This window comes from Elusimicrobiota bacterium, assembly GCA_016180815.1.
GTDB lineage: Bacteria > Elusimicrobiota > Elusimicrobia > JACQPE01 > JACQPE01 > JACPAN01.
The window spans coordinates 1-25294 of the sequence record JACPAN010000002.1 but is presented as its reverse complement, the minus strand read 5'-3'; the positions used below and the strand labels follow the sequence as shown (position 1 = coordinate 25294).

Below are 25294 nucleotides of genomic sequence, written 5' to 3'. Positions count from 1 at the left end.
CTATTTGAGCAGGTTCCTTAAATATTCCCCGATCTCATCATCAAGGTCTTTAGGGCGCTTCTCCTGAAGCGAACGCATGATTTCTTTGCGGCCCTGAGAAGGCACGCGATAATCGTCCGGTTTGGGGATGGCCACGCGGCCGAAGCGAAAACCATCCAAGCCGCCCTGCTCCTGGCCGAAACCCGATCCCGAAGGCACGACCATGACGGAACGGCGCCCTCCCTCGCCTTGGGCGGAGCCCCCGGACTGAGACTCCATTTGCCGGGCGAGTTCGGCCAATTCGTTCTCCACCTGGGTCAATTTTTTAAGCGCCGCGCTCTCGGACTCCAGCGCGCCGGGAAGATGCGGCCGGTCCAACGACTGTTGCGCGTTTAATTGATCCTGCCAAGCGGATTCGAGCTGCGTCACCTGGGAACCCAGAACCAAGGACGGATACTCCCGGTCGATTTCAGAAAGCTTTTGAAGCAGGTTGTTGGTCGCCGCGGCCGTATTTTTTTGGTCGCCGGAAAGCCCGCGCAAAATTTTCGATTCTTCATCGTTGAGAGCCTGCGCTTCGCTGGGAGCCTTTTCCCGGCGCCCCTTGACCGAACGCTCCACCCCCGATGTTTTCCACAACAGCTCCTCCTGGCGCTCGCGGATTTTTTTCAAATCGTCAAGAATCGCGGGCTGCTTCTCCTGGCCCTCGCCGGATCCCGACAACATCTGCTGGGGCTTGGAGCGATGGGCCTGGGCCGCCTCAGAGACCTCCTCGCGCAGCTTCTTTAAATTGGCGGCCATTTGCCGCGCGGCGTCGAGCGCGGCCTTAATGTCGCCCCGGCGCAGCGCCTCCTCGAGGCGCGAACGCGCGTCCGCCACCTGAGCCAGCGGCATATCCTCTTTCTGAATTTGATTAATAAATTCCTGCGGAAATTCCTCAGCGGGAAGCTTCGAGAGCGCCTGGGCCAATTCCTGAAACTCCCGGTCCAAATCTTTCAAGGCTTCCTCCAGCTCTTTTAAATCCTGGGGATTTTCCAGGCTCCGGCTCAAGCGATCGGCCATGTGTTCCAATCGCTGGGCCGAAGCCAAGGCGTCGCTCATCTTCTCCTCTTTTTTGAGCTCATCGAAGGCGGAGGAGGCTTTTTCCAATTCTTCCATGTAACGGCTGAAACGTTCGTTCGCCGCCGCTTCATTGCGGTTGATCAATTCCCCGGCCGCGTTCTCAAGATGGGCCGAGCGGGCGATTTTAAGCTGCCGGGCGACTTGGCGCAGGCCCCAGGCCCATTTGGGCGAAGCCAGGGGATCTTTGCCCAACTCATCCGCATAATTTTCCATCGTCCTGCTTAATTCGCCGGAGGCCTGGCTGTAATTCATCAGGCGCTCCAGGTCCGCGGTGAAGGTGGCGCTCGAGGCTTCGGCCAATTTGGCCGCGACATCCAAGCCCTTCTCCAAATGATCCATGAATTTTTCCTTCATCGCCGCGCTTTTTTCTTCAAGATTGGCTTTATGCTGGCGCGCGAAATCCTGGATGGTGATGAGCAGCGCTTCCCGGCTTCGGGCCGGATCGGAACCGGGATTATTATCCTTGGCCTCGAAATAAAGGATGGCTTGGTCGCCGGGCTTGAGCTTCCAGGCCTTGGGCCGGAACACGAAAAGACCCTGCGCCTGGGCCGACTGCTTAGCGTTCTCCTTCCAAATCACGCGACGGGCGTCGCCGGAGGGCGGGCTCACGCCGCGCACAACGCCGGCGACTTCGCTCAGGCGCACGTCGTCTTTAGCCTGCCAGGACACGGCCAGTTCCTCGGCCTCATCCATGTACACTTCCGGAAAAACGGGCTCGATGATGGAAACTTCGGGCGGAGCGTCCTCGGCCAGCTCCAACGACAAAACCCAGGCTTCGGGATTAACCAAGCCGCGCCGGTCGCGCAAGGACAGCATCAAGCGTCCACCGCCCGCCGGCTGATGATCGAACGACAAACGGGACTTGTCGGCGGGGAAGCGCCCGAGCGCGCGGGGCGCGGAGCCTTCCGTCTCCAACATCAGTTGCGCTTCTTCGAGCTCCTGGTCGGCTTCCAGCGACCAGGACAAACGGCTGCCCGCCAAGGCTTGAAGAAAAGAAGGATTGTCATGACGCGCGGGTTTCAACCCGGTGTAAGCGGGCGGGCTCACGCCCACGCTCAAGCTGCGGACCTGCGGCGGGGACACGGGCTCGAAGACCCAGCCCCCGGCGCGATACTCCCCCCAATGAACGGACAAGCGCACTGTTTCCTGCAAACCCACGATGGTGTAAAGGTACGCCGTGGAGCGGACCGAGGACTCGATGGGCACCATGCGCTGCGTTTCCCCGTTGACCATGATGACGGGCGCCCCCCACCGGCGCGGAAATTCCCCGTCGAATCCAAGCCGCACAGAAACCGCCGATCCCCACGGGCGTTGATACGTTCCGGGCGCAGGATCGAAGGAAATCTTTTTGGAGATCAAGGTGATTTCGCGGTAAGGATTGAAAATCCTCAAAAAATAACGGCCCGGACCGCCGCCGGTCAACAACGCCAAGACCACGGCCGCGGCAACCGGCGCTAACACTGCCGCCGCGCGGCGGCGTCCGAACTCCCGGAAAAATTCGCGAAAGCCGAACGCGCCGGCGATTCCTCCCCGCCGCAACAGATCGCCCGCGCGCTCGATCTCGCGCCGGCGCAGCAGCCGCTGGAAATCGCTCGCGGATTGCGGCGCCGAGGCGGACGGCCGGCTGAAACTCCAGGCGTTTCTTAAGGGGTCGCCTTGAAATTCAAGGCGGGCCTCCGCGGCTTCGAGCACGCGGGGGAGAAAAAAATCATCGCGCCGTTTAAAAAAAATCCAAGCCGCGCGGCCGGCCGTGCCCGCAATTAACACCCACCTCAACGCATCACGCCATAAAGCCGGCGCGCCCCAAAAACCGTCGATCAACAAAGCCGCGGACAACAACAACGAGCCTAAAACCAACGCTTCGCCCAAAAATAAACATGTCAGGTAAACGGCGCGTTTCGCGCGCAAACGCCGAATCCAGGGATGAATGATGGCGTTTTCAGAGGGCGGCATAGGCCTTTCGATAGTGTAGCTCATAAATCGTCAGCGGCCCGCCCTTAATCGCCGCGCTTCATCGGGAAAACCGGCGGCTTGCACCAAACCGGACAACCGGCTCAATGCTTCCGGCTTGTTCGTCAAATCGTAGAGAAAAATCGAGTAGCCGAAAACGGCTTCAGGCTCGACGGCGTCGAGCCAGCGGAAAATATCCCGGTCGGCAAAATACGTGGCCCGGTAATTGGTCGCGGAAACCGCCAAATAAATTTTCGATTCCTTCAGAGGGCTGTGTTGCGGATTGCCGGGGCGCGCCACGGTGCTGACGAAGCCCACGGGGATGTAATTTAGGCCGTAATGATTGGGGTCCGCGAATCCGAAATAAGAAAAATAAATCGAGCCCACGCCTTGCCCGCGCACATAACGGGCCAAATCGCCCAACGCCTGGCCCCAGTCGTTGTTTGAATCGGTGAAATACCGGTGGCTTTGAGCGGGGCCGCCCGCGGCTTCGTTGAAATAAGCGATCAGCCAGGGAGAAACGCGGTGCATGCTCAACGCGCCCAGGCCGATGCCGCCTGCGCAAAGCCAAACGAGCGCCGGTTTTTTCTTCTCCAACCGGGACAGGGCCTCCCCTGCCCAAAGAATGAAAAACGGATAAACGGGAAGAATGTAGCGCAAGCCCAACTGCACTTTCGACGTCATCGCCAAAGCGAAATGCAAACCGGGCACGACAATCGCGGCCAACACCAACGGCTCTTTCTCGCGCCGCCAGCGAAGAATGAGCAAGAACAGGCCCGCCATTGCAGCCGCCAGATGGGGAAGATTCGTTTTCAACAAAACAAGCGCGGGGAAATAAGCGAGCCGGCCTTCGGTGGAATGGCGGCCCCAAAAAAAACTGGAGCGGCCGAGTTCGCGGGCTTGGGTTAACGTGTACTTAATCCCATCCCAATACGCGCCGACATTGACACCGCGATAAACGAGGCAAAAAGCCGCAACAAAGCCCGCCAGCGCCAAGACCAAATGCCTCGCCCGCAGGGAATTTCGCCTGATGGCCGCGCGCTCAAGCCACAAATAAACGGCGATGGAAAAACACAAAAGCGCGTTCGGGTATTTTACGGTGAGCGCCAAGGCCAATGAGACGCCCAACCCGGCGGCCGCCCAGGACGAGGGACGGCGCACGGCCAGGACCGCGGCCGCGAAACTCAGGCAATAAAGCGCGGCCGAGGCAAAATCCGCGTTGGCCAAGGCCGCGTGAGCCAAAAGATTGGGCTCCGTGAAAAAAAGGCACAGGCTCCAGAACGCGACGCTCCCTCCCAATGCCGCTCCCAGATAATTCAGGGCGACGATCAGCAAAGGCAAAAACGCCCACCAACAAGCCCGCCGGGCCAAAACAAGCATGCGCTCAGGGCTTGTCCTATTCTTGTAGAAGAAAAAATCCGCGAATGGGTAATCCCGGCTCCCCCGGTAATCGGGATGAGCGACTTGCAGGATGGGCCGCTCGCCCTTGGGCAAAAAAAGAAGAGGCGCCGCGGCCGCCATCTCAGCCAAAGGCGCGGCCCAAACCGTCCCGAACTCATAATCCGCGTTTTTGAGAATCACATAGCCGTTGGTGATGTGAAAGGGCTCGTCATAGGTCGGCGAGAGCGTTACAACGGCGCGATGGCCGTGGTAACAGTAAAACACGGCTAGGGCCGCGAGCGCGACGCGCCGCCAATTCGCCCCGAATATCTTTGCGACGGCCGCCACTTAGCGCCCGCTCGTGAGCAAAGCCAAAAATTTTTTGGCTTCCCCATGATTGGGATCGAGCCTGAGCACCGCCTCAAATTCCCGGCGCGCCGCGGGCGCGTTCTTTAACTTCCAATAAGCGGCGGCTAAATTGTAGCGGGCCGTGACGCTGTAGGGATCCGTGTCAGCCGCGCGCTGATGCCAGGACGCAGACCGTTGCAACGGCTCCCCCAATTTCTCAGAGGCCACGCCCAGCGATGTCAGCACATACGCCAAATCCCTTTTGATCGGAGCGACCACTCGGTCCAAGCTTCTGTAACGGCGGGCCAAGCCAAGCAGCGTTTCCAGTTTTTCCCGGCTTCTACCCCACCAAAAATACGAATCCGGCCAATCGGAACGCTCAGCCAAGTAATAGGCGCTGTGAATCGCGGCTTGAACCGACAACGGACTGAAAAACAGGGAGCGCTTGAAAAACGCGAGCCCGTTCTCTTTATTTCCCGCGCGCGCCAAGGCCCCGCCGGCTTCCAAAGCGGCGCGGCCGTAATCTTCGATCAAGTCCTGATTGAAAAAGAACCGCTCGGCGTCCTGCCGGTAAGAACCCCTGAAAATAAAAAAAGGCCATGGATCAAGGGCTCCGGAGCAATCGCGATCCTCGTCAAAGCAGAGACGGACCAAAAGACCCTGCGGCCGGCGCCGCAACAACGCCGATGCGACGTCGGTTTCAAAACCGGCCAACAGCTTGCGGCGGGCATTCGCCCGCGCGAAATGTTCCCAGGCGCCGGGCTCAACGAGCTTGCCCGCGAACGCAAGGTCCGCGTAACCCCAGCGCCGCCTCAATCCCTCCTGATACCATGGGCTGGCGGAAAGGCCCTGGGCCACCAGCCTTAAATCCGGCCGCCGCCCCCGATTGAGATGAGCCTCCCAGGACGAAAACAACTGGACGTCCTCATGCAGCACCACGATGGAATCAGGCGGCGCGCTGCGGAAAATATTCACGGCGTAATCATGGGCGTAAAAATTCCGCCTCAGGCTCCACGGCCGGGCGCGGACCGCGGCCAATGACGCGAGGGCGACGGCGGCGGCGACCGTTATCATCCCCCCGTTCGCCCAGGCAAAACGCGCCCGGTCAACGCCCGCCTTGGCCGGCGCCCATTCGCCAAGGCGGCTTAAACCCGCGGCCGCCCAAAGCATGGCCATCAGCAGGCCGGGGATGAAATGATCCTCCAGTATCTTGATGGCATGAGGATTCGGCGGCAGATTGGCCAGATAGCAAAACATCGGAACCGTCGCCAGCCAGCAAATAATGCCGGGCCAAGCGCGCTTTTGCCGCCACAACGCAAACAATCCAAGCGGCGCCAATAAAGCCAACGGGCCGAACGTTGCCCAACAAACGTTGAGCCAATGCCGGAAATCCGGCCAGAACAGCTCCCCTCTGGCGTATTCCGCGGACAGCAAATCAACGGTGGAGCCGTGGCTTTTGCGGATGAGGCTGTTGATCAACCTCCCCAAAGAAGACGGATCGCCCCAATTGACCAGAGGCCCGGCCGCGGCGCGCACGGGCAAGTACAAAAAAACAGTCGAACCCAAGGCCAGCATGGGCAACGAGCACAGCAGCGCTTTGCGCTGCGCGGGCCGGCTCAACCAAGACGGAAAAAAAGGCAGGGCATAAACCGCGGCCAACGCCAAATCCAATCTGGTGCCCAAGGCGAGCGGGAAAAGAAATCCCGCCAGCGCCAACGAGCGCGGGTTTTCTTCGGCGTCATGAATTAAATACAGAAGAACGGCCAGCCATAATAATCCGAGCGTATACATCTCGGAGACGAAGGAGAGGCCCAGAATAAACCGTGTTGAGATCAGGCAAAGGGCCGCCAACGCCGCCCAAAAACGAGGAATCCCAAAAAAACGAACAAGCCATAAGGACAGGACGTAAAAAGCCCCGGCCGCGGCCAACGCGGAGAGAATATTGAGCCGGTAGGCGATGTTGCCGAAGGGAATAAGGCCGATCCAACATTTGGCCAGCAGCGTGTAGAATGGGTACCCCGGCGGGTGGGGCACGTTGAGGAACCGGGCCGCGACCGCGAATTCCCCGGCGTCGCGAAAAGGCGCGACCGTGCCGCAGGCATGATAAATCAACAGCGCCCCCAAGGCCGCAGCCGCAAGAGCCAAGGCTCCCTCCCTCCGCATGAGTCCATTCTATAACCCATGGGGGGCCTTGTGTATAATGGTGCCCATGAAAGGAAACAACAAAATCATCGAAGCGCTCAATAAAGCGTTGACCATCGAGCTGACGGCCATCAACCAGTATTTCGTGCAGGCCAAAATGTGCAAAAACTGGGGCTATAACAAACTGGCTAAAAAACATTTCGAGGAATCCGTCGGCGAGATGAAGCACGCCGAGGCGCTGGTGGATCGAATCCTGTTTTTGGAAGGCACGCCCATGATTTCACGCTATGACGTGATCCGCGTGGGCACGGACGTCAAAACGCAGTTTGAAAACGATTTGAAGCTGGAAACCAACGGAGTCAAAACCTACAACGAAGCCATCGCGCTGTGCTTAAACGTCAATGACGCGGGCAGCCGCGAAATCATGGAGCATATCCTGACCGACTCCGAAGGGCACGTGGATTGGCTGGAATCCCAGCTCAACGTCATTAAAGAGGTCGGGCTGGAAGCTTATTTAGCCGAACAGATCGGGTCGGAGCAATAACCCTTCTTCCGTAAATAGCGCTTCAGCAGCGGGTGGCAGGCGGTGCAGCCGTCGCCAGCCTGGGTGTAGCGGATAATATCCTGAATGCTGTTGATTTGCTTGGTTTCGATGGCCGCCAAAACCTGCTCATGGCTGACGCGCAAACAATAACACGCGAATCTTGCCAACGCCGCCTGTTGGGCCGGGCTCATGCCTTGACCGAGGGCTCCAATTCCTTGGCGACGGGCTCCCGCGACGCCAAATGCCGAAAACGGCGATTCGGCTCGATGTAAAAGACGTAAATGACGGAAGCGGCCAACGCCGCCAATACCAACAACTGCCCCATCGTGGTTTCCAAAGTCGGATAAATCCCCAAAAAAGGAATTTTAGGAAGCCACGCTCCCGATGAAGACGGCAGCCATCCGGCTTCCTGAAGCTCGGCGATGCCCCGGCCCATGAAAGAAAAAGCCATCAGGAAAAGGAACGCGCTGGTGCCCATGAAAAATTGTTTCAACGCAAGGCGGTAGCCAAGGCGTTCGATGATCAAAAACAGGACGGCCAACAAGGCGCAGCCGGCCAAAAAACCGCTCCATAGGGGCGCCGGTCCGGCTTGGGCGCTCAAGCCGTGCAGGGCTTTGTAAAAAAGAACGGTTTCAAAACCCTCCCGATACACCGCCAGAAACGCGGCGAGCGAAAGAGCCGTGATATTTCTCGACGACAAGGCGCCGGCCACTTTATCCTGAATGAAATTCTGCCAACGCCGGGTTTCTATTTTGGAAATCAACCAGTTGGAAACGTAAAAAAGCACGGCCACGGCGACCAGCATGGTGATGCCTTCCAAGGCTTCTTGATCGAGCTTCGACGCTCCGAACACTTGCTCCATGACCCATGCGGTTGCCACGGACGCGGCCACCGCCAGCAGAGCTCCATGAACGACGTGCCTGACTTTGCCCGCATTCCCCGACCGGCGCAGGTAGGCGATGATGGCGGCCAGAATCAGGATAGCTTCCATGCCTTCACGCAAAATAATAGTCAACGACTGCACGAACAGGGCCCAGGGCGGGGTCTGCGTCTCACCGGCGGAGCCGGCGGCTAGCGCAGCGGCTTCGCCATGCCCCGCCGAACCCAAGCGCAAATACCGCGCCAAAGCAAGGGCATCGTTTCCCTCTTTTGCGCCGGGAATAAAATTCGCGAAAAGTTTAGCCGCTTCCTCATCGCTGGTTTGAGCCCAAAAATCCTTATCCGCGAATTTATCCGGTAAGCGGGTGTTGAGGGATGAAACAATTTCCCGGCCGCGGGCTAAAAGCGCGGGCTGAGCGGTCAACTGCCAAAGATAAGAAACCACATCCCAGCGCTCCTGCTCGTTCAATCGATCCGCCCAGGAAATCATGGCCGTGCCTTCCACGCCCAATGTCGTCACCTGCCAAAGCGCCGACGGCGTGAGGCTGCGCAACCTATCACCGCCGAAATCCGCTGGCTTGGGTTCGACGCCGGGAGCGGCCGGCCCGCGTCCGTCGCCTTGGTCGCCGTGGCAGATCGCGCACTGAAGATGAAAAATTTTCTTCCCGCCGGCTAAGGACGGGCTTTTCTGCGGCAAGGGCCGGACATCGATACCGAAAACCCGGCTCAAATTCAAATTAACGGCCTCGGTCAAACCGCGCACCGCCGCCGGGGAGGCTTTGGTCCGGATCATGTCCTGCAATTTAGCGGCGTCCTTCAGCAACGAGGAGCTTTCAAAATCGGACAAGCCGGCGTCCACGACCGCGCGCGCCAATTGCTCGCGGGCTTGGGCGATGAATTCCGAGGCTTCCTGATATTCGACGGGGTTGATGATCCGGCCTTCGGCCACGCCCTCGGCGTATTCCAACGAGGCGATATTGAAGGTGAAGGCGATGCGCTTGACCCGCTCGCCCATGGCTTCGCCGCCCGCGTTTAAAACGCCGGCGGCGGACAACGCCAAGGCCGCGGCAATGACTCTTACTTGAAATGCCATTTCATCCTAGATAGCTAAAAACAGCTTTATTATAAATAAATATCGTCTTTTTGAAATGTTATTTCAATTTATATTGGTTTATTTAGCACAACTACCGCAGGAACGGGGAGACTCAAAGACCGATAAGCTTAAGCAGTTTCTGCCACCAAGTTAATTCAACCTGCGTCTCTTTTTTTGCCTCAGGGGGCTTGTAATCCGGGGGAGCGATGAAGACGGGCAGTCTAAAGCATGCCGTTCTGGGCCGGCCCTCCTCCCGGGTTATCCAAAATTTGCCTTTTTGGGCCTGCGCCAGGGCATTGACGAGCTCAAGACCCAGGTCAAATTTTTGCTCATCGGAAACACCCTGCGCCTTTTTGAATTCGTCCAAGGCCTTCTCTAAGCCGGACTGCTTTAGGGCGCCGGGCGCATTGGCGATGCCGAACACAATAAAACCCTCATGCTCCTGGGCGCCCTTCTGGGCCCAGACAGTGACGATCGACCCCTCCGGAGAACTCTTGATGGCGATGGCGATCAAATGACGCAGCATTTCAAGAGAGCGCTTGGGATCGCATTGCGCCAAGGGCAAACTTTTTTCCAATTGGGTTTCAATGCGAATTTTCCTTTCTTGCGCCCATGAAGCCGTTTGCTCGGTGGCGTCATGAATCAGGGTGTAGACCGAGTAGGATACGTTAAAGACTTTAAGCTGAGCTGCGGCGATATCCGAATAAGTCTTGAGGCTCTTAACCGAAGAGGCGAGCCGTTCCTGTTGAATCTTAATCTGTTTAAAGAGCTCTCGATGATCGGCATCCATGCGACTGGACATGCCGGAATCAAACCGAGCTAAATGCTGGGATAAGGTTTCAAGAGGGGCGCTCAAGGTATCAATCACCGTGGCCAACATATCTTTCTTAAGCTGATTGTATTGTCTCAACAGCGTTTCCTGGGGCGGCGATACCAGCAGGCCCACAATTCGTTCGTCTTCATTGTAAATGAGGGAGCCGCTGGCGCTCATGGCGTGCTCCAACTGCTCATCCGCTCGATAGGTGGCCGCAAGGGAAACCGGCTGGGAAGGCAGGGTTCCCAGTTCCTTGGACAAGGCCAGCAGGTGCAACGCCGGTTCAATAACCTCCGCGAGCGTTTGGCCGGATAAATCTTTTTGCTTACGATTAAATAACGCCTCGGTGACCGAATCAACGCTTAGAATGCGGCCATCGCGGTCTATGGTGGCGAAGCCTGAAAAAAACCTGCCTAAAATTCCGTAAATACGTTTGATCTCATTTTCAAAACGAACGATTTCGCCCAACAGAACCCTTGTGGCTTCATTGACTTCAATTTTTTCCTTATCTTCCCCCGCCCCTTGCCCGGATTGGCCGGGTCCGCCTGAGCCGCCAGGCTCTTTGGAGCCGGGCAATTTGGACAGAATCGCTTTCAAAGAAGGGCTGCCGTCGCCGGACTCTTGGCCGGAGCCTGCGCCCATGCCCTGGCCGCCATTGCCGGACAAGCCCCCGTATCCGATTCCTTGACCAAGGCCCTCTCCGCCCGCCGCAGCGCCGGTCTCCTTAACAACGATGTCTTCATTTTTATCCATCTTCACGTAAAACGCCTCGTTGGCGCGAATATGAACAATCTTTCTTTCTTGCAGCCAATTCTCGGCGTGAAATTCTTTCTTGTCTTTGATATTTTCCCGGAATAATTCGCAAAAACCGGCTAATTCATCGAACTCGATGCCCTTGAGAAAACTAACGCTGTGAAGATTGAACCCTAGAAAAAGATTCCTGATGCCGCTTCCCTGTTCCTTGAGATTGCCCACAAAGCGTCCGTTGACCAACAAACGGTCGTGATCCAGATAAAAAACGATTTCTTCATGGGCATCGCCGTCGAATATCTCAGCCAGCAAGGCCAAAGCTTCGGACAAGGACTTGCGCACGACCGGATGCGCCGGGGTATACACTTGAGCCTGGGAAAAAGCGCGGGCCAGAAAAGTCAAAATTTCTTTCGAGGCCAATTCAAGGGTTTTCATGGGCGCCGGCAGCATTAGATTACCAGCGAAAACCCCTCGACGCAAGGTTAATTTTTACGGGTTGCGTTTGCCCCGAGATTTAGGGGCGGATTTTTTTGATTTGGAGGCAGGTTTGGACGGCTCTTTTTTCTTGTTTTGAACCGGCATGGTTTCAAGCCCGGACGGAAGCGTTTTGTTCTCTTGAGGTTGGGCGACGGCCGGCGCTCGAACGGCGGGCGGCGGACCGACGCGCTTCCTCATGTCTTCGAAAAAACCTTTGAGGCCCTCCAGAAGCGAACGCGCCAATTTTTCCTGAAAAACAGGGTCATTGAGCATAGCCTCCTGGTCCGGAAAAATAAAATAGGCCGACTCCACCAGCGCCGCGGGCATCAAGCTCATGCGCGCCACCATGATATTGCCGTAGCGCAATCCCTCGTCATAAAGAGGGACGTTCCTCTTGTACGCTTCGCGGATTTTCTGGGCCAAGGGCATGCTGTGCGGGTGATAATAAAAAAGCGAAAACCCATGAGGCAGAAGAAACGGATTTTCCCCGTCGCCTAAAGCATTGTTGTGCAGGCTCAGGAAGGCGTCGGCCTTCACGGACTGCGCCAAGCGCACGCGATCCTGCAGGGAAACCTCGATATCCGCGTCCCGGGTCAACAACACGCGCGCGCCTTCTTTTTCCAGCAACGGTTTAAGCAGAAGAGCCGTTCTGAGATTCAATTCCCGTTCGGTCAAGCCCATCGGGCCGATGCGCCCCGGATCCGAGGGCGAATGGCCCGGGTCCAGAACGATGAGCCGCTCATCCAAAGCGCTTTTGGGCGGCGGCGCGAAAACGGGCGGATGCCGTATTTCAACCTTCAGGATTCCGTTTTCGTAATACGCGTCATAACCCAACATGGGCTTTTTTGTCTTGATTTCAACGGCCGCGACCTGGGTCGCCTCCTGACGCCAACGGATCCAATCCACGAACGTGTCCGATGAGTCATAAACGATCCAATTAAGATAGGCGTAAGTATGGTAAAGCTTCAACCGCAAAAAATCATCCTCGAGGAGTTCGGCCTGGAAAGGCACCTTGTCGCTCATGCCTAAAAGCGCGTACGTAGCGGAGCTCGACGCCTGAGTCCCCGCACTGCTTAACACCGCGCGCGGCTGGGGCGTCGCCCGGGGCAAAAATTCAAGCTTGGATGTTTCGATCCATCCGGATTCCGCGTCGGAAAGCCAGAGCCGCGACTCATCGCCCATTTTGCCGTCGACTAAAACCTTGACGCCGCCGGGAAGGAACATCATATAGCCGGTCAACGGCCCTGTGCGCACCACAGCCGAATCCGATTTGCCGGGCGCAACCACGGCCACGGCCCAGGGCCCACGAAGGACCGTCACAAGGCCGGAGGCCTTGGCTTTGACCTTCCCTTTCTTGCCCTTAAGGAAAAAACGTATTGCGGCGCGCTTAAGTTTATCCTCAGGCTGAATTTGATAAGCGCCGCTGTAAAGTCCGGAACCCGCGCCCTCGGCAAGAGGCCATTCGCCGTCGACGCCTTTAATTTGGAAATACCCTTTCATGCGCGGAGCGGCCTTGATTTGAACGCGCAGCCAGTCGCCGGGCTTAAGCTCGACGTCTTTTCTGGGCCAGGTAAACTCCTCCTCGATCGTGCGCTCATCCGCGACACCCGGCTCCAAGGACTTGCTCACGTAAATTCTGTGATCAAGCGTGCTGGTGGACCCGGAAAACTCGGCCTCGCAAACAAACGTGAATGTTCCGTGGGCGACCGGCAGGTACGCCAGGAATCCTCCGTTATGATAAAGAGGGACGCTGGAACCGTTGATGCGGAAATTTGATTCGGGCGGCTGGACATTGCCCAAAATAAACACCGCGCGCTGCGCGCCGACCTTGCGGTCAAACTCCGGATAATTGACTTTAATCGAGGGCGTGGAAAAAACGACCGGGGCCGGTTGAGCCCAGGCAAAAGCAACGGACGTAAACCACAACCCGCTCAGCAAAACCCCTCGGTTCATCCGCATCAATTCAACGACCCGCCGGACGTCGAGAGGACAAGCTTGCCCGTGGTGCGGCCGGATTCCAAGACCTCTTGGGCGCGGGCCGCTTCGCTCAAAGGATACACGGTCACTTGAGGCGGTTTCAGACGCCCTTCGCCGAGCCAGCGGATCAACTCGTCCATGGCCTCGTCATAGAGGTCCGTGCGCGAAAAAAGGAACGACAGATTAAACGCGATCACGCTTTTGTTTTCTTGAGTCATGCGCAGCGGGTTGAAACGCGGCATGCGGATCACGTCACGGATGATGTGCAGCCAATTGGTGCCGCCGCCCGCTTTAGGGAACATGGAATGAAATCCATAAACGATGAGCTTGCCGCTGGGGCCCAAATGCCGGTAGCTTTCCTTGAGCGTGTCGGCGCCGTTGGCGTCCAAGATCAAATCATAGCCTTGAGGCGCCAGTTGCCGGGCCTTCGCCCAAAAATTCCCGGCGCTTTTGTCGATGACCGCGTGCGCGCCGCCGGCGAGCGCAAAGCCGGTTTTGGCGGCGGAACCCACGACCCCGACCACCTCGCATTTCGCGATTTTCAAAATTTGACAAAGCGCGCCCCCAACTCCGCCCGCGGCCGAATGAACCAAAGCCGTCATGCCCGGGCGCAAACGGATATTTTGATGGAGCGCATGATAGGCGGTCAAAAAAACAGCGGGGAAAGCGGCGGCCTCCTCCATGCTCAATGCTTTGGGCAACGGCCTCAACTGCCGCGCGGGAACAGCCACATGAGTCGCATAACCACCGAAGCGGGTGATCCCGAAAACAGCGTCGCCCTTGTTGAAATGATCCACATCCGGGCCCGCGGCAGCCACATGCCCGGCGATATCGAAGCCCGGGGTGATGGGCCAGCCCACATATTTTTTAGCCGAGGCGTAAAGCCCCCGGCGCACTACGCAATCCGCAAAATTGACGCCCACGGCCTTGGTGCGCACCAACACCTCGCCCGGACCCGGGGCCGGGTCAGGATGAGTTTCCAGCCGCAGTTCGCCGAAACCCCCGGGACGATGAATGACGATTTTTTCCATGAGCCCGACTATTTTAGTTTTTTGACGGCGGCTCCTCCCTTAGGCCCTCCGGGGAACTATCAGATGGGACTTAAGTCCCAGGAATATAACGCTTTTTTCACTTAAGCTATTTAATGATGAACCCCAAGACAGCCGTTATTTTTATCGGCGTTTTGCTTCTGTTAGGACCCGATGCCCGGGCCCAAATCATTATCGCTTCGGACGGTCGCGAATACGATTGCTCGCAAGTCTGCCATAGCGAATGCCCTAATGCGAACGCTTGCGTCGCCGAGCCGACCACGCTGCCGACGATTAGAACGACCTTAAGCAACATCGGATTGACGCCTCAAGGCGACAATGACGTCGGCTATGCCAACTTTCTTCATTTTCTTTGGAGCTACGAAAACCAAGCCCCCAGGGAGTTGTATCAGGATCTGGAAATCCCGCTGTACTCAGGCGATGCCGCCGCCATCGTCCTTTTAGACGACTTGCTTAACGCCTCAAGGGACTATGCCAGCATCGCCAACAGCAATCAGGCTAATGTTCGCGCCATGGCCAGGGAAACCTATGAGCGCCGCATCGGGGAAATCGCCTCGAGCCGCAGCAACCGTAATTTCTCATCACAAATCAGAAACGCGATGACCGCCATTGCCGCGGAGAATACCGCGCATAACCGGCGCCTGCAGCAACTCAACGCCAATTTGGCGGCCATCAATATCAACAGGGAATGCGTTTTCCGCGGCGCGGATTCCCGCTGCGTCGAAGCGCCGTTGAGCTGGTTTTATAATCTCGAAACCCGGCGGTTTACCGATTTTGCCCTGACCATCGATCAACTGCGCCAAGAAGGCCGGGGAGAACGAGCCAGGTCCATGCTTGTGGACACGCTGGCGATTCTTGACGGCGCCAGAACGGGCCGTTATGACAACCCCAACACGGACGGCGCCGCGATCCGCCTCGGCGAATGGGAAAAGGCCGCCCTGATTTACCACGGTCTCTCTTCCCTCTCCGGCGGCGGGTACAATTCTTATGAGTATGAAGTCCCCAATTTCGGAAGCCTGTCCGGAACGTACGCGGAATTCTCAGGATTTTTGTCCGACTTGCGCGATGAGCGCGCCGCCGGATATGTGCCGGTCCCCCTCCCCGAGCCTTGCAACGAAATTGACGACGACTGCGATAGCGAAATCGACTAAATTTATTTCGCTTGCCTGATCCAAACCAACGCCTGCGGATCGCGGGTCAATTCATAGTAACGGCCGAATACCCGCCCGGCTTCGCTGAAACGGCGCGCCGCCAAGAGCGTTGCGCCCCAATTTTTATACACAGGGGCAAAATCAGAATGGACCCGGCTCACCTGAAGATAGCAAGCCAACGATTCCTCCAAACGGTTCATGCGGTCTAAAACCACGCAGGCGTTGAGCAGATGAGTCGCTTCCCCCGGTTCCTGCCGCGCGGCGAATTCAAATAAAGGCAGCGCCTCGGCCCACAACCGGCGCTCGCCGGCTTGAGCTCCCAACAGGCCGGCGGCGCGCGACACGTTGCCGTAAAGCCAGAGAGCGTCTCCGCCTTTATGAACGGCCGCCCTGAAATCAATCAACGCGTCGGCGGGCTTGAACAAATGCGCTGCGGTTTGGCCCCGGGCGAAATAATAATAAGGAATCAATGATCGCTCTCGATAATGGGGGCTGGGTCCCCCCTCGAGGCCGCGCAAAGAATAGAACGGCCATAAAGGAACGAAGGAATTCATCGCCGGCGGTTTTTCCCGCCTGAGCTGAACAAGGCCCGCGGGAAGCAGACGGGCGGGCTCGATCAAATCCAGACTGAGCGTTTGATAAAAAAGAGTTTCCGTGCGGGCCAGATTGTTTTCAAAAGCCGCGCGCATGTTCTCCCGGACATCGCGCGGCGTCGAACGGAACTCGAAGCCGTAAATGCTCGGATAAACCAAACCGGCCCGGTCGCGCACGCGCAAACTCTTAGGATCGGCGGCCGATCCCAAATCCGGACGGCGGCGTTCGGCCAGGATCAAATACGCCAGCGAGTACATGGTGTCGTCGCCGCCTTCCATGAAAAAATACGCGTTCGGAGCGATGCTTTTCAAAAGATTCTTGCCATAGTCGTAGACGAGATAATTGCCGCGTCTGGATAACAACGGCTGGGTCATCGACAAAAAAAACGCAAGCGCGCCGAGCGCCGCCGAAACTCCCGCCGCCGCTTTTTCTCCCCGGCGGATGCGCACGGCCTCGAACGCTTTCTCCATGCCCATGGGCGCGGCCAGGGCCAGGCAAATCAACGGCAACAGATAGAAGCGCTCCAAGGCTCCCGACGTTTGCGGATCGAACGGAGGATTGCCTAAAAACAAAAAGAACGGGCCGGAGAAGAAAAATCCTGCGGCCAAAGACCAAGTCCATGCCCGGCGTTCTTTCGAAAAAAACCCGACAGCCAAACCAAGAAGGCCCAGCACGCTTAAGACGGCGCCGGCGGGCTCATGCCCGAGTCCTTGGGCGAATCTCTTGGCCTGACGCCGGTAATTGCCCGCGGTCTTCGATTCAGCCGCTTCAACGGTCAGCTTGGTGCTTCCGTAATCCTTACGCGTGAGCACATGCCAAAAGCGCGGCCAATTGCTGGGGTTGCCCCAATTTAAAGCCGGTTGCCGGGCCGCGGCCACGGGCAGATAGGCGTAAACGGAAAGGCCCAAAAAAAACGCCAAAGCGCCGCCCGCCAAAATGTTCAACACATGGCGCCGGGTTTGGCCGGAAAAAGCCAGGATCGCGTAAGCCGGAGCCAGAAGAATCAATGTGTGGTGATTGCCCATGAAAAGCCCTAACGCAAAAGCCGCCGCCAAAAATCGCCGCTCCCAAAGCAGCCAAAAAATAAGCAAAGCGCCGAAAACTAAAAGCGCGAACACTTCGATTTCCGTGCCCACGGTCAGGGCATGAGGTTCCGAGATGAAAAGCGCCCACAGAGCCAAAGCCGCCCAAATCGAAAGTCCGAATTGCCGCCGGCACAGCAGCCATAGAACGGACGAACCCGCGGCCATCAACATGACGCTGAGCAAATTCAACCGATAAGCAAGGGAGCCGGGGAAAACGGCTAAAGCGGCTTTGCCCAAAAGAAGGTAGAAAGGATACCCCGGCGCATGGGCCACGCCCAAAGTCGCGCCGGCAGCCGCGAATTCTCCGGCATCGCCCACGGTCAAGGACGGCGCCATGCGCCAAAGAAACCAGGCGAAGGAAGCCCAACAAACGGCGAACATCTCCCAGCGCCTCATTTGACTTGATCCATGCTAAAAACCTGATTTACTCTTACACTATAAAAGAATTGAAAACGAATATTGGCTTTCTGTTAATCCCTCTGCTGATATCCGGCGCTAGCGTCCAAGCGCGATTTCTGGAGGGCTCCCAGCAGAAAGGCGAAAAGTCAAAAATTTCGCGGGATGATGAAATCCATCGCGCCGTAGATCCCATGGGTGCGGCTATTGAAGATTTGGCCGAAGAAGCGCGGCGGGAACTTCATCGCTTAACCTGCGAGGATCTTCATAGCGCGGTCTGCGGAACCATCGGGCATCAAGACTATATGCGGCGATTCGAGGAGCGCAAGGATGCCATCAAAGATAAAGCCGCGCGGCGAACGGCTCGAACCTATCGCATAAATCCGGAAAATTTCTGGGGACGATTGGCTGAAATCAAAGCTGAAAACAGCGCGCTTGAAGAACGAATTTACGATCACTATATCCGCAATATCGGCCGCGAACTGCATCGCCTGCTGCACGACGAGGATTTAACCAGCCAATTCATGCGCATGAACGATTACTACAAAATGCGCCGCGCCATGGGGGCTGCGATCGACGCCCAGGATTTGCCCGATGAAACGAAAGGAACCATGAAGGGCAAAGTCGGCGATCTCGAATTCATCTGGCCCGACCAATTTTTCCTTGAGGGCAACGAAATCTCCAAAGAAGAGAGAGATGAATTTAAAATGTTTTGCGGTTTTGACGGCATGAACTACAGGGATGCTTATTTCAATGTCCGTAATAACAAAACGTATATGGTTTTATGCCCCGGCACCCTGCTGGCCGCGGTCACGCCCGGGCTTGAAGGCGTTCCCATGTCCTTGTCCGCGCGTTTTGAGTATTTAGCGTTCGTCATCGGCCATGAGATCGGCCATATCATCGACACCAGGGAGCATGCAGGGGCATTCGATAGAATGAGCGGCTGCGTGGCCAATGAATTCGTTCCCTCGCCGTCGAATTACATGAGAGAGATTTCAGCGGATTACTGGAGCGCCGAAGCCCTGTTCCAACACTTAAACAACAACGGCGATCAGGAAGAAATCCGCAACTTTTTGACCCGCTCGTTCAACATTATTTGCCTAGGCGATGACGACGGCAAACATCCGGCCGTGATCATCCGTCTCAACACATTCATTGGAAGAAATCCGAACCTACGGAGGATTGCGGGCTGCGAGCCGCCCATCGCTGCCGAACCTGCCTGCACGATTGCCGGAGAAACGCCGGCCCCTCCGGCGGAAGCGTCAACGACTAGCCCGTAAGAGCGCCCCAGCGCCGCCAAATCCATTCAGCCAAGAGCAGCGCCGAAGCCAACAGCAAACAAAAAACCGGCAACAGACGATCCAGCCGCGATGACGCGGCCAGGGGCACTTCCTCAGAACGTTTGAGGGCTTCCAGCAAATGCGCCGCATAAGCCTCGGGCATCCCGCCGAGCCACTCGGAAGATTGGCCCAATAAAATGCCGGCGTTGCCTCGAGCCAAAGCCTCCAAATGGGCCAAATCCTGGGAGCGGCGTTCCTCAGCCAGCGACTCATCCAAGCGCAGCAAGGCTTTAGCCTCCAATGTCTGAGCGCCGGAGCGGGCGCGAAAACGCAAGGCCTCATCGCCCAACGAAAGGTCGGCGGAGCCTTCGTAGATGCCGCTTCCCTCGGCACGCTCGGTCAAAGCAATTTTTTGTTTCTGCGGCCATGATTCCAGCGTCAACTGGCCTTTGGGGCCGCCGTCCAATCGGGCGGTGACCTTGGCTCGGCCGTCAGGCCCGCGTTCAATGTAAACCCTCAGGCCCTCATTCAAGGCGTTCTCACGGCTGACCCAGCCCAAGAGCCCCTCCCAGAACGCGTCATAGAGATCGACGCCGCGGCCCTGCGCCCCGTAATTCGCCTTCCAAAGCCAAGACCCGGCGAATCCGACCCATGCGGCCCGGCCCTTGCCCCAAGAACGCAGGGCAACGGCCGGGTTCGACCGGCCTGTTTCCGAATTTTTAAGCGCGGCGATCATCAACGGATGCCGGCCTTCAGACTGCCCAAGAGGCCCCGATGAAGCGGCGGTAATGCCGTGCGGATACGCCGTGTAGCGCGAACGCAGAGCCGCGGTCCAAGAGTCAAGATTGCGGGCAGGATCATGATGAAGCCCGAAGAGGCGATTCCAAAGCCCGGCATCCTTGACCGAAAGCTCATGAGGCCCGATGGAAAGCCCCTCTTGCGCATCGGGAACAAGGCCGAACGTTTCCGCCAAAAAAACGCCCTGACGGTCCTGGGGGATGAGGGCGTTCGAACCGCTGATAAAAATGACGCCGCCGCCGCCGGCCGCGAACGCGCGCACGTTATCCAAATACGCCGGCGGCAGGGCGAAGCGGGCGAAAGAAAAATCATGCAGGATGAGCACGTCGAATTCCGACAAATTCTGAGTAAAAATGTCCTGGTGCGGGAACGGAATCAACGAGAGTTCCTGTTCGCCGTAAGGAGGAATGTCTTCGGGATTCCTCAAGATGACGAAGCTGACCAGTTCGCGGGATGATCGCGAACGGATCAACTCGCGCAAATAGGCGTAATCGAAGGCCGGACGTCCGCAGACGTAAAGCACGCGCAGCTTTTCCCGCAGAACCTCGGTGCGCAAAACAATCGCGTTGTTGGCGGCGTTGGCGTCCCAAGGGCCGGGCAGGGCTCTTAACTCCCAATTTTTTTCCCCCACCTGACGCGGCACCGGCAACGTCAATTCCATGTCCTGCGGAGGGAATCCCGACAAGGTCATGCTCGCCCGCCACAGCGTCTCGCCGGTGTCCAAATCCTTTAAGTTAAGCCGGACCGTATCCCTTAAGCCCGCCGGGTAAATCACCTTCAACCGGAAAGGAGCCTCCCCGCGGGCGAAAATCGCGGATGGAAAGCGCAAATCCGCCAACTCCAAATCGCTTTCCGGTTCCCCCCCGAAAGCGATGGGGTAAATTTTCAGCCTCGTGGAGGGCGGCGGCGAACTCTCGGTCGCGACCCCGTCGGATAAAACGATGACGACCGAAGCGCTCGCAAGCTCGGCGCCGAGCTTTTCAACCGCCGATGAGAGGCGTGTTTCCGGGCCCGCCGGAAATTCCAGGGCCGCGGCCGGTGATTTCGCCGCGGCAAGGTCCGAACTAAACGCATGAGCCGCCAACTGCACGTTTTGTTCCCGCGCCCAACGCCCCAACTGCTCCAAAACCGATTTCAAGGAACGTTCATTGTCCGCCATCGAGCGGGATCGATCGATCAGGCAATGAATCGTTTTGCCGATTTTCTCCGGCGGGCGCCGCGCCTGGCGCAAGCCTCCCAAAGCCGCGGCGATTAAAGCCAGAGCCGTCAAACGCATGGCCAACAAAGCATAACCGGTCCCGGACTTCATCGGGGCGCGGCGCCGGAAATGATAAAAAGAAAATCCCAACCCCGCGGCCATGGCCATGAGTCCCGCGACCCAATAAGCGTCTTTCATTCCCAGTTCAATCATCATCGTTTGAGTTTCTGAAGGATATAGGGCAGATGAATAATGTCTTCCTTATATGTCCCCGTCAGCGCATAGAGAAAAATATTGACGACCAGTTTGAAGCTTTCTTTGCGCTGCTCTTCGCCGCCGGGATAGCACCCGAACAGATAGCGCCCCTCGGCGTCCTTGAGCAGAGCCCCTAAAAGATCATTGCGGCTGAAAATCAATCCGTAGCGTTCGCCGATTCTAATGCCTTCAACCACGCGGCTGCGTTCAAGCACGCCGCCCGTCCCGCGGACCAAATAAAAAGATTTAAACAGCGCGTGCTTGGGAGAAATCGCTTCAAGCTTGGCTCCCTCGAAAATCAGCTCCATCTCCCGGCGGATTCTGGCGTCGAGGCCGTCGCTATCCGCGCCCCGGCTCCCTCGCGCCGCGGCGGCGCCCAAGCCTTCGGCCCCCAACACCACGATGGTTCCGCCGCCCAACTTGACCCAATTGGCGAGCGCCGCCCGCTCGGACGGACTCCATCCCTTGAAAGCCGGGGTCGCCAGCAAAAACACCAGAGCGTGAGATTGGAGCTCCTGGGCCGTGGGGCGCACCGGCTCCTTGACCAAAGGGTCAAATTCAACGCTGGTCGCTTCCTCGAGAGCGCGCGCCACCTCCCGCCAAACCGTGGGATAAGGATCGAAATCCGACGCGTCGCCGTAGCGCAACACGCCGAGGCGCACCTGATCCGGACGAAAGGCCCAGGATGGAAGGGCCGCAATCAAAACGAGAACGGCCGCCAAACAATTTTTCATTTGGGCTTCCCCGAAAAAAACAGTCCGGCGGCCGATTCCGCGGCCAACAGGCACAACACCGCGACAAGAAAAGGCCGCGTCAATTCCTTGGCGCCCAACAGCGCGGCCGCTTTTTTGGGATTCCTCAGGATTTCGGAAACAGTCACTGAAACCCACGCGGCCTCAGGCCCGAGGAGCGAACGGATTTCCCGGTTCGACGCTTGAGCCAGGTCGGACTCCTGCGCCGAATGATCCAGATACGTCGCTAAAAATTGCGGCGCATCCTGCCGGGCGACGGCCAAGGGAAGATGCCCCCACCTCAAGCGATAAATCCCCAATTCATCGAGCGGCCCGAGCGAAACGCCGCCCTCTTGAGCGCGCCCGGCGAGCGCCGCTCCCGAAGGAGCGACGGCGGACGGCGGCCCGAAAGCGCCGTCGGGAAGAGCCGCGTTCCAGCTTGTCTGCAAGGCCGCCCTGCGCGGCAGGGTCTCGACGGCCGTTTCCTCAACCAACGCCCGGATCAAGGTCACGAAAAATCCTTTCAGCGGCAAATTGGACCATTCCAAATCCGCGCTCGTCAGCAATAAAAAAACCCGCCCCAAACCCGCGCGCCCCTCGGCCAGCAACGGCGTTTGAACACCGGAACTTTCGAAAACCAGAAGGGATTTTTGCTTGCTTAAACCCTGTTCCAAGCGCAGGAAACGGCTGACATGAACGCGGTCAAGCTCAAAGGCCCGGACCGTACCGCGCGAAACCGTCCCCAGCCATTTGGCGTCGGACGCGGATTGGCCCGCGCCTGAGGAAACCGGCGCGGGCTCATCGTCTGCGATCACGAGCCTCCCATCACCCCCTTCTTGCGCCGGACCGGCGATGACGCCCAAGAGCTTCGCCAGTCCGTCGCGATCCACATGTTCCCCGGCGGTGACGATGAGTTTGCTGTTGTGTCGCCCAAGATAATCGCGCAGCAGATCGATTAAAGCAGGAGAAAGTTTTTTAGGATGCAGCAGCCATATCTGCCCGACGGCGTCCGCCAGCCGTCCCGACGGCGCCAAGCGATTGGCTTCATCCTCGGTGATCCAGCTCCAACGGGAGGCGCCGTGCATGACCCGAAGCGCCTCCCGGATATAAAAACTTTCGCTTTCCGCGGCGCGGCGGCCCGGCTCGCCGTCGATGATCAAGATCGATCCTTCGCTTTGCGCGGTCAGCACCAGATACTCCTGATCATCAATCGCGAGCCGGTCTTCTTCAAGAGCCAGACGCACGGGTCGCTCCGCGTTTTCCTTAACCAAAGCAGCCAGCGGCAAGGTCGTCCGGCCGCAATTTTTGACGCGACTCGCCGCCAATGTCGCGTGATTGACGGCGTCTTCGACGCGCAGGGCTAGTTCCGGCGGCTTGGCCTGGGCCCCGTAACAAAAAATATCGACTTCGGCGTGGCCGGCGCCTTGATCGTAGCGCGCCGTCAAGCGCCGGTTCGCCGGAGGCTCCGAATGCGCGTTGACGAAAACAACCGGCACGTTCCCAGGCCACGATCCGGCCGCAGCCGACGGGTTGAACCCATGGCGGGCCATGTCCGTGAACACAAACACGCCGCCGACGCGATCCAGGGACGCGCGTCCGGTTAAATATTTCACCCAGGCCGCCTGGCTCGTGGTACGAGTGACGACGCTCGTCGATCCCAGCGCTTGGCGCCACGATCCCCCCTGCCCGGGAGCCAGGGCCGCGCTTTCCTCTGCGGACTGGGAAAAAGAAAAAACGCCGATGGACGCTCCGGGGAAGGATTCCTCGATGGTCCGGCCGACGAGTTCGGCCGCCTGCTGGCTGCGCGAAAGCATGGATGAACCGCCCGCGTCTTTATAAGCCATGGAAAAAGATTGATCCATCACCATCCAAAATTCACGCCGCCCGCTGGCGCCGGGGGATTCGGCCTCGAACAAACCCTTAAGGATGGGCCGCCCCAAGGCCGCCAGCGCCAACGCCAGCGCCAAAGCGCGCAGCAAAGCCAAAAGGACGTCCCTTAAACGCCGCTGAGGGAGGCGTTCCTCCAAGATATCCCGCAGCAGGCGCATATTAGTGAAGACAAATTTGCGGCCCGTTTGGCGGCGCTGATAAAAATGAATGACAATAACGCCCGCAGCCGCGAATAAAGCGGCCCAGGCGAAGATTGGATTAAGAAATGTCGGCGCCACGGAAGCTGCGGCTGTGAAGGTAACGGGCGATGGACTCGCCGATATTTTCGTTCGTTCGGAACACCTGATAGTCGATCCAACGCTCGAACAACCGGCTCTTGAACAAACGCTCCTCTTGCTGCCAGCGCTGCCGGTAATCCGCCGCGATTTCAGCCATATTCAAGCGGGGCGCGGAATTATTGTCCTCTTCGGCCGGCTCGATCACAAGAGTGCCCGCGGGCGCGCGCGTCAAATCCTCCTCGATGGGATCCAACACGCGCAAAGCCGCGACTTCGTGGCCCGCGGACGACAGGGCCTCGAACGCCGCCGCCATATTGCCGGGATCATCCCCCAAAAAATCCGAAATAACGATGATGAGCGAACGCTTGCGCGTGATCTCGGCCAAACCGGATAAACTTTTAGGGAAATCGGTGCGGGCGCCGAAATCCGCGAACGCCTCCATTTGATGCACGCAGGACGCCAGCGTCGCCCAGGATGCTTTAGGCGAGTGAACGCCGATCAAACCCCGGGCGAACAGCGCCAAGCCGCAGGCGTCGCGATTGGCCAGGGCAAGATAAATCAAGCCCAGCGCGCCCTTGGCGGCCCACGTCCATTTGTCGATGACGGCGCCTGGGCCCTTAAACCTCATGGACCGGCTCGCATCCACGGCGATGAGCATGGTGCAATTGGTCTCGCCTTCATAAGAACGCAAAAAATAACGGTCCTTGCGGCCGTAAATTTTCCAATCGATGCGGCGGGGATCGTCGCCCGGCGTGTACATCTTGAAATCCACGAATTCGGTGCTGGCGCCCCGGGACATCGACGTGACGTTGGAGCCGGTGACCGCGTTTCGTTCCGCGAAACGCGGCAGAAGCCTCAGGCCCTGGAGCCTGGAAAGAACTTCGGGATCGAGCAGAGATTCCGCCACATTCACGCTTTAGGGTCCGTTAATAAATTAATGATCAATTTGGAGGCCCAGATTTGCACCGAATGCTAGGCGCGACGACGATGGCGTACCCTTGCGGTACGTTGAGGAGGAGCAACGACGCAGTCGGTGCGAAGATGGGCCTCCCCGAAGGGCCGGGGCGCTTTTGGGCTGCGGCTGCGTTGCCGCGAGGCTTACGTGCCCTGTGGGCACGCCGCGCCTCGCGGCGCCTT

Annotated in this window: 16 protein-coding genes; 3 read left to right on the top strand and 13 right to left on the bottom strand. The window is 58.0% G+C overall.

Annotated features, from left to right (window positions below; genetic code table 11):
- Genes HYT79_00130 through HYT79_00120 form a run of 3 tightly spaced genes read right to left on the bottom strand, consistent with a single transcriptional unit; the run spans position 1 to position 6939 of the window.
- On the bottom strand, positions 1-3051 hold the full coding sequence (locus HYT79_00130) for a hypothetical protein (protein ID MBI2068983.1): 3051 nt from the start codon (positions 3049-3051) through the stop codon (positions 1-3).
- Positions 3052-3081: 30 nt separating this feature from the next.
- Positions 3082-4776 (bottom strand): glycosyltransferase family 39 protein, encoded by a 1695-nt coding sequence (locus HYT79_00125; GenBank protein ID MBI2068982.1) that lies wholly within the window; start codon positions 4774-4776, stop codon positions 3082-3084.
- Positions 4777-6939 (bottom strand): DUF2723 domain-containing protein, encoded by a 2163-nt coding sequence (locus tag HYT79_00120; protein MBI2068981.1) that lies wholly within the window; start codon positions 6937-6939, stop codon positions 4777-4779. It abuts the gene before it with no gap.
- 46 nt (positions 6940-6985) lie between these two features.
- Here HYT79_00120 and bfr point away from each other — a divergent pair, with 46 nt between their 5' ends.
- The gene (gene bfr, locus HYT79_00115) at positions 6986-7462 is read left to right on the top strand and encodes a bacterioferritin (GenBank protein ID MBI2068980.1); all 477 of its coding nucleotides are present in this window, start codon (positions 6986-6988) and stop codon (positions 7460-7462) included.
- Here the strand turns inward: bfr and HYT79_00110 are convergent.
- The 5 genes from HYT79_00110 to HYT79_00090 form a co-directional block, all read right to left on the bottom strand.
- Positions 7429-7653 (bottom strand): (2Fe-2S)-binding protein, encoded by a 225-nt coding sequence (locus HYT79_00110; GenBank protein MBI2068979.1) that lies wholly within the window; start codon positions 7651-7653, stop codon positions 7429-7431. The genes bfr and HYT79_00110 overlap by 34 nt on opposite strands.
- Positions 7650-9434 (bottom strand): cytochrome c/FTR1 family iron permease, encoded by a 1785-nt coding sequence (locus HYT79_00105; GenBank protein MBI2068978.1) that lies wholly within the window; start codon positions 9432-9434, stop codon positions 7650-7652. Before HYT79_00105 ends, HYT79_00110 begins: the two co-directional genes overlap by 4 nt.
- A 112-nt stretch (positions 9435-9546) precedes the next feature.
- Complete coding sequence (locus HYT79_00100; GenBank protein ID MBI2068977.1) at positions 9547-11433, bottom strand: HAMP domain-containing histidine kinase; 1887 nt, start codon at positions 11431-11433, stop codon at positions 9547-9549.
- Between the two features lie 54 nt (positions 11434-11487).
- Positions 11488-13428 carry an N-acetylmuramoyl-L-alanine amidase gene (locus HYT79_00095; protein MBI2068976.1) on the bottom strand — a complete coding sequence of 647 codons (1941 nt, stop codon included), beginning with the start codon at positions 13426-13428 and terminating at the stop codon, positions 11488-11490.
- Between the two features lie 5 nt (positions 13429-13433).
- A complete protein-coding gene (locus HYT79_00090) occupies positions 13434-14483 on the bottom strand; it encodes a zinc-binding dehydrogenase (protein MBI2068975.1) in 1050 nt (349 codons plus the stop codon).
- 113 nt (positions 14484-14596) lie between these two features.
- Here HYT79_00090 and HYT79_00085 point away from each other — a divergent pair, with 113 nt between their 5' ends.
- Positions 14597-15652: a hypothetical protein gene (locus tag HYT79_00085; protein ID MBI2068974.1), complete on the top strand. Its 1056-nt coding sequence runs from the start codon at positions 14597-14599 to the stop codon at positions 15650-15652.
- Positions 15653-15654: 2 nt separating this feature from the next.
- Here the strand turns inward: HYT79_00085 and HYT79_00080 are convergent, their stop codons facing one another.
- The gene (locus HYT79_00080) at positions 15655-17727 is read right to left on the bottom strand and encodes a DUF2723 domain-containing protein (GenBank protein MBI2068973.1); all 2073 of its coding nucleotides are present in this window, start codon (positions 17725-17727) and stop codon (positions 15655-15657) included.
- 50 nt (positions 17728-17777) lie between these two features.
- Between HYT79_00080 and HYT79_00075 the strand changes: the two genes are divergently transcribed.
- Entirely contained in the window at positions 17778-19007 is a 1230-nt protein-coding gene (locus HYT79_00075; protein MBI2068972.1) for a hypothetical protein, read from the top strand.
- Here the strand turns inward: HYT79_00075 and HYT79_00070 are convergent.
- From HYT79_00070 to HYT79_00055, 4 genes are read right to left on the bottom strand one after another with little or no spacing between them, the layout of a single operon-like run.
- Complete coding sequence (locus tag HYT79_00070) at positions 18997-21219, bottom strand: hypothetical protein (GenBank protein MBI2068971.1); 2223 nt, start codon at positions 21217-21219, stop codon at positions 18997-18999. The two genes, HYT79_00075 and HYT79_00070, sit on opposite strands and share 11 nt — an antisense overlap.
- Positions 21216-21992: a DUF4159 domain-containing protein gene (locus HYT79_00065; GenBank protein ID MBI2068970.1), complete on the bottom strand. Its 777-nt coding sequence runs from the start codon at positions 21990-21992 to the stop codon at positions 21216-21218. Before HYT79_00065 ends, HYT79_00070 begins: the two co-directional genes overlap by 4 nt.
- A complete protein-coding gene (locus HYT79_00060) occupies positions 21989-24157 on the bottom strand; it encodes a BatA domain-containing protein (protein MBI2068969.1) in 2169 nt (722 codons plus the stop codon). Before HYT79_00060 ends, HYT79_00065 begins: the two co-directional genes overlap by 4 nt.
- Entirely contained in the window at positions 24138-25064 is a 927-nt protein-coding gene (locus tag HYT79_00055; protein ID MBI2068968.1) for a DUF58 domain-containing protein, read from the bottom strand. Before HYT79_00055 ends, HYT79_00060 begins: the two co-directional genes overlap by 20 nt.
- Positions 25065-25294: the final 230 nt, after the last annotated feature.

Bases quoted from the DNA above. Each gene is read 5' to 3' on its own strand.
- HYT79_00130 (MBI2068983.1), bottom strand. From the start codon at position 3,051: ATGCCGCCCTCTGAAAACGCCATCATTCATCCCTGGATTCGGCGTTTG.
- HYT79_00120 (MBI2068981.1), bottom strand. From the start codon at position 6,939: ATGCGGAGGGAGGGAGCCTTGGCTCTTGCGGCTGCGGCCTTGGGGGCG.
- bfr (MBI2068980.1), top strand. From the start codon at position 6,986: ATGAAAGGAAACAACAAAATCATCGAAGCGCTCAATAAAGCGTTGACC.
- HYT79_00110 (MBI2068979.1), bottom strand. From the start codon at position 7,653: ATGAGCCCGGCCCAACAGGCGGCGTTGGCAAGATTCGCGTGTTATTGT.
- HYT79_00105 (MBI2068978.1), bottom strand. From the start codon at position 9,434: ATGGCATTTCAAGTAAGAGTCATTGCCGCGGCCTTGGCGTTGTCCGCC.
- HYT79_00100 (MBI2068977.1), bottom strand. From the start codon at position 11,433: ATGAAAACCCTTGAATTGGCCTCGAAAGAAATTTTGACTTTTCTGGCC.
- HYT79_00095 (MBI2068976.1), bottom strand. From the start codon at position 13,428: ATGAACCGAGGGGTTTTGCTGAGCGGGTTGTGGTTTACGTCCGTTGCT.
- HYT79_00090 (MBI2068975.1), bottom strand. From the start codon at position 14,483: ATGGAAAAAATCGTCATTCATCGTCCCGGGGGTTTCGGCGAACTGCGG.
- HYT79_00085 (MBI2068974.1), top strand. From the start codon at position 14,597: ATGATGAACCCCAAGACAGCCGTTATTTTTATCGGCGTTTTGCTTCTG.
- HYT79_00080 (MBI2068973.1), bottom strand. From the start codon at position 17,727: ATGAGGCGCTGGGAGATGTTCGCCGTTTGTTGGGCTTCCTTCGCCTGG.
- HYT79_00070 (MBI2068971.1), bottom strand. From the start codon at position 21,219: ATGATGATTGAACTGGGAATGAAAGACGCTTATTGGGTCGCGGGACTC.
- HYT79_00065 (MBI2068970.1), bottom strand. From the start codon at position 21,992: ATGAAAAATTGTTTGGCGGCCGTTCTCGTTTTGATTGCGGCCCTTCCA.